The sequence below is a fragment of the Baekduia sp. genome, from assembly GCF_035318805.1.
Classification (GTDB): Bacteria; Actinomycetota; Thermoleophilia; order Solirubrobacterales; family Solirubrobacteraceae; genus Baekduia.
Genome location: NZ_DATHDY010000055.1, coordinates 1 through 12,525 on the forward strand (window position 1 = coordinate 1; position 12,525 = coordinate 12,525).

Here is a 12,525-nt window from a genome sequence, read left to right on the forward strand (position 1 = left end):
GCAAGATTCCCCACTGCTGCCTCCCGTAGGAGTCTGGGCCGTGTCTCAGTCCCAGTGTGGCTGATCGTCCTCTCAGACCAGCTACCCATCGAAGCCTTGGTAGGCCATTACCCCACCAACAAGCTAATGGGCCGCGGGCCCATCTCGTTGCGGAAGCCGAAGCCTCCTTTCCTCACTCCTACTGATGTAGGTGTGAGCACATTTGGTATTAGCCCCGGTTTCCCGGGGTTGTCCCAATCAACAAGGCAGGTTACCCACGTGTTACTCACCCGTTCGCGGCTTTGCCCCCGAGCAAGCTCGGGTTCGTCGCTCCACTTGCATGTGTTAAGCACGCCGCCAGCGTTCGTCCTGAGCCAGGATCAAACTCTCCGTGAAGTTAGTACCGACACACCCGAAGGCGCGCCGGATACGAAGAGCTGTCAGATCTCATGTGGGGCACCCAATACACGTGATGCCCCGAGAAATGACGGAATATCTTTCTCAGACCCTCGCGGTCCCTAATGGAACCCGAGGGGTCGAACCTGGACGCGCACCCTCGACCCGACTGAGTCGAAAGGCGCGCATGCTGTTGAGTTTTCAAAGACCGTCGCGCCCTGTCGGGAAGGGGATACCTTCGAAAGGACGCTCCCCAAGGGCCGAAGCCCTCGAACCGAAGTTCTTAGGAGCGGGGCCGAGCAGTTTAGCACCACTCGGCGCAGGGTGTGGGCTCCGGGTCAGACCCGATGTCCCTGCCCCGCTGAGCGGCAGTATACGCACAGATCGAAGCCTCGCGTCGCCCGGTCGCCGGTCGGACCTCGCGCACGGCCCGCCGACCGGGCCGATCCCTTGAGAATCAAGGGTATCCGCGCTGCAGAGCCGAATGCAAGCGCCATCCGGGCCGCATCGACCCCCGTAGATCCTGCCCGCTGGGCCACCCCAGCGCGTGACCAGACCGTCAACGGGCCTGGTTCGAACCCGGCCGCGCCTCAGGAGGTCAGGCGCAGCCTGCGGAAGTGGCGCTTGCCCAGCTGGAGCACATGCCCGTCCAGGCGCTCGGGCGCGACGTCCAGGTCGCCCTCCCCCAGCGCCTCGCCGTCGAGCTTCACCCCACCCTGGGCCAGCAGGCGCCGCGCCTCGGAGCGCGAGCGCCCGAAGGCCTCGGCGATCAGCGCCGGCAGATGCACCGCGCCGTTCTCGGGGGCGAACCCGTGCTCGGCCACCTCCTCCGGCGCCTCGTGCGTGACGAAGAGCCGGTCGAAGTGCTGCTCGGCCGCCGCCGCGGCGTCGTCGCCGTGGAAGCGCGCGACGATCCCTCGCGCGAGCGCGCGCTTGGCGTCCCTCGGGCCGGTGCCTTCCGGCGGGCGCGGGACGGCCAGCAGCGAGAACCACGACTCCATCGCGTCGTCGGGCAGGCGCATCGTCTTGCCGAACTGCTCGTCGGGCGGCTCGGCCACCCCCACGTGGTTGCCCAGCGACTTGGACATCTTCTCGGCCCCGTCGACGCCCGGCAGGATCGGCATCGTCAGGATCACCTGCTCCGGCTGCCCGTAGGCGCGCTGGACGTCGCGGCCCAGCAGCAGGTTGAAGGTCTGGTCGGTGCCGCCGAGCTCGACGTCGGACTCGATCGCCACGGAGTCGTAGCCCTGCAGCAGCGGATAGAGCGTCTCGAGCACCGAGATCGGCTGCCGGGCGGCGAAGCGCTTCGCGAAGTCGTCGCGCTCGAGGATCTGCGCCACGGTCGCCACGCGCGCGAGGCGGAACAGGTCCTCGGCGGGCATGTCGAGCCATTCCCCGTTGCGCCGCACCTCGAGCAGGTCCGGGTCGTCGCGCAGGACGGTGAAGGACTGCTGGCGGTAGGTCTCGGCGTTGGCGTCGATCTCCTCCCCGCTGAGCACGGGCCGCGTCGACGACCTCCCGCTGGGGTCCCCCACGCGGGCGGTGTAGTCGCCGACGATCAGCACGACCCGGTGCCCGAGGTCCTGGAACTCGCGCAGCTTCTGCAGGACGACGGTGTGGCCGAGGTGGATGTCGGGCGCCGTCGGGTCGAGCCCGAGCTTGACGCGCAGCGGGCGTCCCTCGCGGTCGGCGACCTCCAGCTTGTGGCCCAGGCCACCGTCGGGGAGCGACTGATGGGCGTTGCGCAGCAGCGCCGCGGCGGTCTCTGAGGCGGGAGCCATGGGGGCGCAATGGTAGAGTCCAGGCCGTCAGCAGGGCATGTGCCGCCGCCCCGCGACCGCTTGTGCCCCGCGGCCGACCGCCCGGGCATCACGCCGTATGAGCGACCCGACCGGACCGCATCTCGCACCCGTGCCCGACGAGGCGGCCTTCGCCGCCCCGCGGGTCAAGCCGCGGGTCAAGAAGCTCCGGCTGCTGGCGATCCTGCTGCCGCTGACCGTCCTGGCCGGCATCTCGACGGTCTTCGGGATGATGATGGCCGTGGCGTCCGACCTGCCGGCGCTCGAGCAGCTGCCGCAGGTCGCCAAACGCAAGAACTCGGTGCTGACCGACATCAACGGCAAGCGCCTGACGACGCTGACGTCCAACCAGGGCCGGATCATCGTCTCCAGCAACCAGATCGGCGCGTACGCCAAATACGCGGTGATCGCCATCGAGGACCGCCGGTTCTACGAGAACTCGGGCGTCGACCTCCGTGGCATCGGCCGCGCGCTCTACCAGGACGTCGTGCAGGGCCGGCAGGCGCAGGGCGGCTCGACCATCGCCCAGCAGTTCGTCAAGAACGCGCTTCAGGCGCAGTCGCGACGCACGGTCTTCGAGAAGCTCCGCGAGGCGGCGATGGCCTACCACCTCACGCGCAAGTGGTCCAAGGAGCGCATCCTGACCGAGTACCTCAACTCGGTCTACTTCGGCAACGGCGCCTACGGCATCGAGGCCGCGGCGCGGACGTACTTCAGCGCCGACCCCAACCACGCGGGCTGCGGCACCAGCGGGCACCCGATGTGCGCCGAGCAGCTCACGCCCGCCGAGGCGGCGCTGCTGGCCGCGATCATCGCGTCGCCCAGCGGCTACGACCCGGTCGTCCACCAGGCGGCCGCCCGGCAGCGCCGCAACCTCGTGCTGAAGAACATGCTCGACCAGAAGCGGCTCACGGTCGAGCTGTACCGCGACGCGATCAGCTCGCCGCTGGGCCCGAAGCTCTCGCCCCCGCACGTCGACACCCGCAAGGGCTCGGAGTACTTCGTGTCCTGGGTCCGTCAGAGCCTGGTCGACCAGGTCGGTCCCCAGCGCGCGTTCGAGGGCAACCTGCGCGTACGCACCACGCTGGACGTCGACCTCCAGCAGGCCGCCCAGCAGGCCGTCAACAACTACCTGTCGTGGCCGGGCGGGCCGACCGCGTCGGTCGTCGCGATCGACAACCAGAGCGGCGAGGTCCGCGCCATGATCGGCGGCCGGGACTACAACAAGGCACCGTTCAACCTCGCGACGCAGGGTCAGCGTCAGCCGGGCTCGTCGATGAAGCCCTTCATCCTGGCCCAGGCGCTGAAGGAGGGCATCGGCCCCGGCGCCGTGTTCCCGTCGCGCAAGCGGTACTTCAAGGTCAAGGGGAGCACCGAGCAGTTCGTCGTCAACAACTTCCAGGACGAGTACGCCGGGCAGTCGACGGTCGCCAACGCGCTGACCTTCTCCGACAACGCGGTGTTCGCCGCGCTGGGCATCAAGGTGGGAACCAAGAAGGTCGCGCGGCTGGCCGAGCGCATGGGCATCCGCACGCCCGTCTCGTCCAACCTCGCGATGACGCTCGGCGGCCTGCGCGAGGGGGTCACGCCGCTAGACATGGCCCACGCCTACGAGACGTTCGCCACCCGCGGCAAGCGCGTCAGCGGCACGCTGGGGACCGCCAAGGACGGCCCGGTCGGCATCCACGAGATCAAGCGCGTCACAGGCACCGACACGGAGCCCAAGCCCTACAAGAAGAACCGGCTCGTCACCAAGCGCGTGCTCTCGGCCAAGCTGGCCGAGACCGAGACGCAGCTGCTCACCGGACCGGTGAAGTACGGCACGGCGACGCGGGCCCAGTACGGCGGGTTCGCCGCCGGCAAGACCGGCACGACCGAGAACTCGGGCGACGCCTGGTTCGTCGGCTTCACCGACCGCTGGACGATCGCGGTCTGGGTCGGCTACCCGACGACGCTGAAGCCGATGCTCAACGAGTTCCGCGGCACCTCGGTCACCGGCGGCACGTTCCCGGCGATGATCTGGCACGACTTCGTGGTCGCGGCCAACAAGATCATCACCGACCGCAACGACAAGGAGCGGGCAAAGAAGGGCCTGCCGCCGCTGAGCGCCACGTCTTCGACGCCGTCGGGCACGGTCACCAGCCCGCAGGTCGGAGCCCCCATGGCGCCGCGCGAGGGCGCCGCCCCCGCCGGCCAGGGCACGACGGGCGGCTCGACCGGCGGCACCGCGCCGCAGGACCAGGCGCCCGCCACCACGACGCCCGCGGCGCCGAGCACGACCCCCACTCCGACCCCGACGCCGACGCCGACGCCCACCCCGACTCCCACCACGCCGGGGACCCCCACGCCACCCGCCACCGGCGACCCCGGGACCGGCGGCGGAACGGGCGGGACCGGCACCACCGGCGGCACCGGCGCGGGCTGAGCCCCGGGCCGGCGCGGACTACAGCGCCGCGCGCGGCGCGACGGTCTCGCGCAGCCCGGGCGGCCACGGGCGCGACACGTGCCGGCTGCCGGCCGCGCTGAAGCGCCAGGGCAGCTCGACGGCCTTGGTGATCCCGACGCGCGGGCCTGCGACGAGCGCCGGGTCGCGCCAGCCGGCCTCGCGCGGATGGATCAGGACCGGGCCCTCGATCAAGGTGGTGGCGTTGAGCTCGAGGTCGATGCCCAGCGCCTGCGTGAGCTTGCCGGGACCGTTGGTCAGGTCGACGTCGCGCGCGACGCCGCGGCGCTCGCGCATCAGCTCGATGCCCTCGATGGGCTCCAGCGCGCGCAGGAGCACCGCGGCGCCGACCTCGGGCCCCTCGCACACCGCGTTGAGCAGCGCGTGGATCCCGTAGGAGCGGTAGACGTACGCGGTGCCGGGGGCGCCGTAGAGCACCGACGTGCGCCCGGTCAGCCCGACGTAGGCGTGGCAGGCCGGCTCGGTGTGGTGGTAGGCCTCGGTCTCGACGATCACGCCCGCGGCGCGCTCGTGCTCGAGCACGCAGCCGACGAGATCCTGGGCGACCTCGAGGACCGGGCGGTCGTAGAAGGCCGCCGGCAGACTCACAGCAGCGCGCGCGCCTGGTCGAGCTGCTCGCGGACGCGCGCCAGCGCGGTGCCGCCCTCCGAGGCCTTGGACTCCAGCCAGGAGGACTGCGACAGGACGGCGCGGGCGTCCTCGCCCAGCGCCGGGATCGCCACGTCGGCCAGCGAGCGACCGGACTCGACCGCCTCGCGGACCAGGCCCGCGATCACGCCGTGGGACTCGCGAAACGGCGTGCCCTGCTTGACGAGCAGGTCGGCGAGATCCGTCGCGGCGATCAGCTCGTCGGACGCCGCGGCGCTCATGCGCGCGCGGTCGAAGCGGGCGCCGGCGACCATGCCGGTCGCCGCGGCGAGGCACAGGCGCAGCGTGTCGACGGAGTCGAACAGGTGCTCCTTGTCCTCCTGCAGATCCTTGTTGTAGGTCAATGGCAGAGCGTGCATCACGCCGTGCAGCGCCTGCAGGTGGCCGACGATCCGGGGCGCCTTGGCGCGCAGGAGCTCGCCAGCGTCGGGGTTCTTCTTCTGGGGCATGATCGACGAGCCTGACGACCACGCGTCGGGCAGCACGAGGAACCCGAACTCCGACGAGGACCAGAGCACGATCTCGGCGCCGAGGCGCGAGAGGTGCGTCGCGCAGGTCGCGGCGGCCGAGAGGTGGTCCAGGATGAAGTCGCGGTTGGCGACCGCGTCGATGGAGTTGGGCGACACGGTGGCGAAGCCGAGCTCGTCGGCGACCATGCGGCGGTCGGTGTCGAAGTTGACTCCGGCCAGCGCGCCGGCGCCCAGCGGCATCACCGAGCAGGCCGCCTCGACGGCGGCGAAGCGCTCGCGGTCGCGTGCGGCCATCCAGAACCAGGCCAGCAGGTGATGCGACAGGTAGACGGGCTGGGCGCGCTGGAGGTGGGTGTAGCCGGGCAGGGCCCAGTCGAGGTGGCGCTCGGCGGCGGCGACCAGCGTCTCCATGTAGACCGTGAGCTGCTCCTGCGCCGACCGGGCCGCCGCACGCGTGAACAGCGCGACGTCGGTGACGACCTGATCGTTGCGCGAGCGCGCGGTGTGCAGCTTGCCGCCGGCGCGGCCGGTGATCGCCGTCAGCCGCCGCTCGACGGCCATGTGGATGTCCTCGTCGTCGGGCTCGAACGGGAACGTCCCGTCGCGCAGCTCGGCCTCGACCGCGTCGAGCCCCGCGAGGATCGCGTCGCGGTCGTCGTCGCCGATGATCCCCTGGGCGGCCAGCATCCGGGCGTGCGCGCGTGACTGCGCGACGTCGTGCGGCCAGAGCCGCTGGTCGAAGCCCACCGACGTGTTCATCTCCCGGAAGGCCGGATCCTGAGGCTCTGCGAAGCGCGACATGTGGGCGCGGAGTCTAGATGGGTTGTTCCACGAGGCGGTCCCGTCGATGGCTGGTCCGGGCGGATGCCTGAGGTCGCACGATCTCGCAGCCGATCCTGGTCGGATCGGCAAGGGATCGGGCGGCCTCAGGCGCCGGCCGGGCCGGTCAGCGGCGGCAGCGGACCCGTGGAACAACCCATCCAGGGGCGCGGGGCCCGCCCGCCGCGTGGCTGTCAGCCCAGGACGGCCGACAGGGCGGCGGCGACCCGTGCGACCTGGTCCTGCGTCATCTCCGGGAAGAACGGCAGCGCGATCGAGCGCGCGGCGACGTCCTCGCAGACGGGGAACTCGCCCTCGCGGTGCCCGAAGGTCTCGCGGTAGTACGACATGAGGTGGATGGCCGGCAGGTAGGGCTTGCTCTGCACGCCGCGGTCGCGCAGCCCGAGGATCACCCCGTCGCGTGACGGCCCGTCGGCCGGGAGCTGGACGACGAAGACGAACCACCCGCGCACGTCGCCCGCGTGGTGCACGCCGTCCTCGCACGGCAGGCCGAGGCCCCGCTCGCGGGCGAGACCGGCCAGCGCCTCGCGGTACCAGCTGGCGGCGCGGGCGCGGCCGCCGAGCAGGTCGTCGAGCCGCCCGAGCTGCGCGATGCCGACGGCGCAGGCGATGTCCGACAGCCGGTAGTTGAAGCCGAGGCGGTCGTGGTCCAACCACCCCATGTCGGGCGCGCGCCCCTGGTTGCGCTCGGAGTCGATACGCTGCTTGTGGGCCGGGTCGGAGAGCGTGATCATGCCGCCCTCGCCCGTGGTCAGCTGCTTGTTGGCGTAGAACCCGAAGACGGCGGGGTTGGCACGGCCGCCGACCGAGGGTCCGTCGTGGTGGCGGGCGCCGAGCGCCTCGCAGGCGTCCTCGACGATCGGCAGTCCCATCCGCTCGAACGCGGGCAGGTCGGCCGGGTAGCCGAAGATGTGCACGGGCATGATCGCCGCGGTGCGATCGGTGACCGCGGCGGCCGCGGCCGCCGGATCGAGGTTGAGGGTCACCGGGTCGATGTCGGCGAAGACCGGTCGGGCGCGCTCGTAGACCGGGGCGTTGGCGCTGGCCACGAACGAGAATGGCGACGTGACGACCTCGTCGCCCTCCCCCACGCCGACCGCGCGCAGCGCGAGGTGCAGGCCGGTCGTGCCCGAGGACACCGCGCTGGCCAGCGGCGCGCCGACCGCGGCGGCGAAGCCGGCCTCGAACGCCGGCACGCGCGGGCCGAGCGAGAGCTGGCCGGAACGCAGCACCTCGAGCACCGCCTGCTCCTCGGCCTCGCCGATGACGGGCCGCGCGAGCGGGATGACCTCGGTGTCGGTGTCGCTCACCGGCTGCGGACCTGCACGGTCGGGTCGGGCGCCGGGCGGCGCTGCTCGGCGAACTCCAGCGAGTCCACGAGCGCCTGCCACGACGCGGCGATCACGTTCTCGTGGACGCCCGTCGAGCCCCACACGGCGGTGCCGTCGGACGCGTCGATGAAGACCCGCGTGACGGCGTCGGTGCCGTGGGCCTCGTCGAGGATGCGCACCTTGAAGTTGACGAGCTCGACGGCGCCGAGGTGCGGGTGGACCTGCACGATCGCGGCGCGCAGCGCAGAGTCCAGCGCGTTGACCGGGCCGTTGCCCTCGGCGGTCGTGACGTAGCGCTCGCCGTCGACCCAGATCTTGATGGTGGCCTCGGTCTCGACCTTGCCGTCGGCGCGCTGCTCGACGATCACGCGCCACGACTCGAGGCGGAAGAGCGGCTCGTACTCGCCGGCCTCCTGGCGCAGCAGCAGCTCGAAGGACCCGTCGGCGGCCTCGTACTGGTAGCCCTGGTGCTCGAGGTCCTTGACGCGCTCGATGACGCGCGCCGCGCCGGCGTCGTCCATCGCCAGACCGGCGGCCTCGGCCTTCTCGAGCACCGTCTGCTTGCCGGCCAGCTCGGAGACCAGCAGCTCGCGCGTGTTGCCGACGACCTCGGGTTCGGAGTGCTCGAACGTCGTCGCGTCGGCGCGGATGCCCGCGACGTGCAGGCCGCCCTTGTGCGCGAAGGCGCTGCGCCCGACCCACGGCTGGCGCGGATCCGGGTTGAGGTTCAGCAGCTCGTCGAGGAAGCGCGAGGTCTCGGTGAGCTTGGCCAGCCGCTCGGGCCCGAGGACCGCGTGGCCGAGGCGCAGCTCGAGGTTGGCGACGATCGAGACGAGGTTGGCGTTGCCGGTACGCTCGCCGATGCCGTTCATCGTGCCCTGCACCTGCGTGGCGCCCTCGGCGACGGCAGCCAGCGTGTTGGCCACCCCGCACTCGAGGTCGTTGTGGCAGTGGATGCCCACGGCGACGTCGTCGCCCAGCGCGGCGCGCACCGCGCGCACGCCGTCGGCGATCTGCTGCGGAAGCGACGAGCCGTTGGTGTCGCAGAGCACGACGCGATCGGCCCCCGCGTCGGCGGCGGCGCGCAGGCAGCGCAGGCTGTAGTCAGGATCGTCGCGGAATGCGTCGAAGAAGTGCTCGGCGTCGTAGATCGTGCGCTTGCCGGCAGCGACCAGGAAGGCCACCGAGTCGGCGATCAGCTCGAGGTTCTCCTCGGCCGACACGCGCACCACCTTCTCGAGGTGCAGCCGCCAGGTCTTGCCGACGATCGTGCAGACCGGCGCGAAGCACGCGGCGAGGGTCTGCAGGCCGGCGTCGTCGGCCGCCGCGACGCCGCGCCGGCGCGTCATGCCGAACGCGACGATCTGGGCGTGCTGCAGCGGCTCGCCGGCCAGCAGCGCGAAGAGCTCGAGCTCCTTGGGGTTGGACGCCGGGAACCCGGCCTCGACGAGGTCGATCCCGAGCTCGTCGAGCTTGTGGACGACGCGCACCTTCTCGGCGGCGGTGAGGGACATGCCCTCGCCCTGCATCCCGTCGCGCAGGGTGGCGTCGTAGGTCTCGATGGTCTTCGGAGCGGTCATGTCGTACGGGTCTTCTCTCGTGATCGGCGGTGGACGTCAGCGGTTTCCGGAACGGCGGCGATGCGCGGGACTAGGCCGCGCACCGCCCCGGAATTCGCTGCGTCACGCCGATCGCGAGCACGGCGTCAGACCTGCGCCGCGGGCGCGGAGAAGTGGTGGGCCGGCACCGGATCCAGCCAGTGGGCGTACCGGTCCGAGCGCCCGTGCAGCGCGTCCTCGAAGGCCTTCTGGACCGCGCGGGTGATCTCGCCCGGGCGGCCGGTGCCGATCGCGTGGTCGTCGACCTCGCGGATCGGCGTCAGCTCGGCGGCCGTGCCGGTGCAGAACAGCTCGTCGGCGAGGTAGAGCTCGGCGCGTGCGATGTCGCGCTCGACGACCTCGAAGCCCAGGTCGCGGGCGATCTGGATGATCGACTTGCGGTTGATGCCGTCGAGGATCGAGGCGGTCTGCGGTGGCGTCAGGATCACGCCCTCGCGAACGACGAAGAGGTTCTCGCCCGTTCCCTCGCAGACGAGGCCGCGGTCGTCGAGGAGGATCGCCTCCTCGTAGCCGGACTTGTGCGACTCGATCTTGGCCAGGATCGAGTTGAGGTACTGGCCGCTGGCCTTGGCGTGCGGGATCAGCGCATCGCCGCTGATGCGGCGCCAGGAGGAGACGCGGGCGCGGACGCCGTTGACCTTGCCCTCGTCGCCGAGGTAGCTGCCCCACTCCCAGGTGGCCAGCGCGACGTCGACCGGCGCGTCGAGCGGGAACAGCCCCATCGTGCCGTAGCCGCGGTAGACGAGCGGGCGGATGTAGCAGGAGCGCTGGCCGTTGCGGCCGATGAGCTCCAACGTGGACGCCCGCAGCTGCTGCGCCGTGTACGGGATGTCCATGTAGTACAGCGAGGCGGACTTGAAGAGGCGGTCGATGTGCTCCTCGTGGCGGAAGACCGCGGGCCCCTTGGACTCGGTGTCGTAGCAGCGGATGCCCTCGAAGACCCCGGTGCCGTAGTGCAGGCCGTGCGTGAGCACGTGGATCTTCGCGTCCTCCCACGCGACGAACTCGCCGTTCATCCAGATGAGGTCCGCTGCGTCCACGCTGTCTCCTTCTAACCCAGTGCGGCGAGCACAGCCTCGGTCGCCTCGGCGGTGCTCGCCGTTCCTCCGAGGTCCCGGGTCCGCAGCCCTTGGTCAAGGGCCTTGTCCACGGCCGATTCTAGAGCGAGCGCCTCGGATTCCAAAGTCAGGCCGTGGCGGAGCAGCAGCGCGACGGAGAGGAACATGGCCAGCGGGTTGGCGATCCCCTGCCCCGCGATGTCCGGAGCCGAGCCGTGGACGGGCTCGAACAGCCCGGGATGCGGGCCTGGCGCGTCGGTGTCTCCGATGCTGGCGCTGGGAAGCATCCCGATCGACCCCGTGAGCATCGCGGCCTCGTCGCTGAGGATGTCGCCGAAGAGGTTCTCGGTGAGGATCACGTCGAAGCGGCGCGGCGCAGAGACGAGCTGCATCGCGGCGTTGTCGACGAGGACGTGCTCGAGCTCGATGTGCGGGAACTCCTCGGCGTGCACGCGCTTGACGGTCTCGCGCCACAGCCGGCTGGTCTCCAGGACGTTGGCCTTGTCGACGCTGGCGACCTTGGACCGCGCCGCGCCGAAGCCGACGCGGGCGATGCGCTCGATCTCGTGCACGCTGTAGGTGCAGACGTCGGTGGCGCTGGTCGCCGACCGCGACTTCTCGCCGAAGTAGATGCCGCCGGTGAGCTCGCGGACGACGAGCAGATCCGTGCCCTCGATGATCTCGCGGCGCAGCGGGCTGGCGTCGTAGAGCGCCGGCAGCGGCCGGACCGGGCGCAGGTTGGCGTACAGCCCGAGGCCCTTGCGCAGACCGAGCAGGCCCTGCTCGGGGCGCGGCTGGTCGGGGTCGGTCGTGTCCCATTTGGGACCGCCGACGGCCGCCAGCAGGACGGCGTCGGCGCTCTGGCACGCGGCGAGCGTCGAGTCCGTGAGGGCGGTGCCGTGCGCGTCGATCGACGCGCCGCCGAAGACGTGCTCCTCGACCTTGACGTCGGGGACGAAGCGCTCGAGGAGGGCGACGGCGGGGGCCAGGATCTCCGGCCCGATGCCATCGCCGGGAAGGGTGACGATGCGGGTGGCCATGCGGGGCGGGACGGTATACGAACCGCCCCGCCCCGCCCGTTCTGCCTCAGCCGCTCAGAACGGAAGCCCACCCTTGAACGGCTCGGTGCCGTTGACAAGCGTCAGGTCGGAGAACCCGTGCGCGCGTGCGTACGCGATCTCCTTGCCGATGTCGCCCACGCCGTTGGACGCGACCAGCGGCGCGAGCGCCACCGTGCTGAGCACGCCGAGCGCGGCACCCTTGGCGTTGAGGAACGCGCTGCCCGAGTCCCCAGGGATGCCCGGGGTCAGCGTGTAGAGCGAGTAGGACCAGCCGCCGGGGCTGACCTCCACGACCTTGCCGCGCTTGGGGCTGAGCTGGGTGACGCCGCCGCGCAGCGACGAGTTGCCGTAGCTGTAGACGTCGCCGAGCGCCGCCTCGGTCCCGACGCCGGTCGGGCCGCCCCACTTCGGGATCGACGGGTTCGTGTTCGCGACGTCCGCCGGGTCGAGCTTGATCAGGGCCAGGTCGTTGTACTGGCAGGTCTCCTCGTCGGCCTCGCCGCCGGCCTGCATCGTGATCCACGAGTTGTAGGCCATCGTGCCCGGCTTGCTCGCGCCGGTGACCTCGACGGGCGTGCCGACCGGCAACGACCCCGCGGTGCAGCCGTTGGTGTCGGTGGCCTGGCCGGTGCCCGAGCAGTGGGCGGCCTGGCCGAGGTAGGTGGCTCCACCGCTGGTGAAGACGAAGTTGGCCGTGCACTGCGCGCCGTCGGTGAAGACCTGCACGCCGGGATGGACGGGTGCGGTGGCGGCGGGCGCCCACGCGGACGCGGCACTCGGGATCAGGGCCAGGGCGACGACGGCCGCGCAGGCCGCCAGTACGGTTCGGTGCATCAGGTGCTTTCCTCCTGTCTCGGAAC

General features: G+C 71.3%; 9 protein-coding genes and 1 rRNA gene. 1 reads left to right on the top strand and 9 read right to left on the bottom strand.

Features of this window, described 5'->3' with window-relative positions; genetic code table 11:
- Positions 1-375, bottom strand: a 16S ribosomal RNA gene (locus tag VK501_RS13035); the annotation flags it as partial.
- Between the two features lie 590 nt (positions 376-965).
- A complete protein-coding gene (tyrS, locus tag VK501_RS13040) occupies positions 966-2,156 on the bottom strand; it encodes a tyrosine--tRNA ligase (RefSeq protein ID WP_324337951.1) in 1,191 nt (396 codons plus the stop codon).
- Positions 2,157-2,253: 97 nt separating this feature from the next.
- Here tyrS and VK501_RS13045 point away from each other — a divergent pair, with 97 nt between their 5' ends.
- The gene (locus VK501_RS13045) at positions 2,254-4,599 is read left to right on the top strand and encodes a transglycosylase domain-containing protein (RefSeq protein WP_324337953.1); all 2,346 of its coding nucleotides are present in this window, start codon (positions 2,254-2,256) and stop codon (positions 4,597-4,599) included.
- Positions 4,600-4,617: 18 nt separating this feature from the next.
- On the opposite strand, the gene VK501_RS13050 is transcribed toward VK501_RS13045, so the two are convergent.
- The 7 genes from VK501_RS13050 to VK501_RS13080 all read right to left on the bottom strand — a co-directional run bounded on the left by VK501_RS13050 (position 4,618) and on the right by VK501_RS13080 (position 12,499).
- Complete coding sequence (locus VK501_RS13050; RefSeq protein ID WP_324337955.1) at positions 4,618-5,226, bottom strand: DNA-3-methyladenine glycosylase; 609 nt, start codon at positions 5,224-5,226, stop codon at positions 4,618-4,620.
- On the bottom strand, positions 5,223-6,557 hold the full coding sequence (gene argH, locus VK501_RS13055; RefSeq protein WP_324337957.1) for an argininosuccinate lyase: 1,335 nt from the start codon (positions 6,555-6,557) through the stop codon (positions 5,223-5,225). Before argH ends, VK501_RS13050 begins: the two co-directional genes overlap by 4 nt.
- 212 nt (positions 6,558-6,769) lie before the next feature.
- Positions 6,770-7,906, bottom strand: coding sequence for a DegT/DnrJ/EryC1/StrS family aminotransferase (locus VK501_RS13060; protein WP_324337959.1), 1,137 nt, complete (start codon positions 7,904-7,906; stop codon positions 6,770-6,772).
- Positions 7,903-9,507, bottom strand: coding sequence for a citramalate synthase (cimA, locus tag VK501_RS13065; protein WP_324337961.1), 1,605 nt, complete (start codon positions 9,505-9,507; stop codon positions 7,903-7,905). Before cimA ends, VK501_RS13060 begins: the two co-directional genes overlap by 4 nt.
- A gap of 125 nt (positions 9,508-9,632) precedes the next feature.
- On the bottom strand, positions 9,633-10,586 hold the full coding sequence (locus tag VK501_RS13070; RefSeq protein ID WP_324337963.1) for a branched-chain amino acid transaminase: 954 nt from the start codon (positions 10,584-10,586) through the stop codon (positions 9,633-9,635).
- Between the two features lie 11 nt (positions 10,587-10,597).
- The gene (leuB, locus tag VK501_RS13075; protein ID WP_324337965.1) at positions 10,598-11,644 is read right to left on the bottom strand and encodes a 3-isopropylmalate dehydrogenase; all 1,047 of its coding nucleotides are present in this window, start codon (positions 11,642-11,644) and stop codon (positions 10,598-10,600) included.
- 54 nt (positions 11,645-11,698) lie between these two features.
- Positions 11,699-12,499 carry a serine protease gene (locus VK501_RS13080; RefSeq protein ID WP_324337967.1) on the bottom strand — a complete coding sequence of 267 codons (801 nt, stop codon included), beginning with the start codon at positions 12,497-12,499 and terminating at the stop codon, positions 11,699-11,701.
- Between the last annotated feature and the right edge of the window lie 26 nt (positions 12,500-12,525).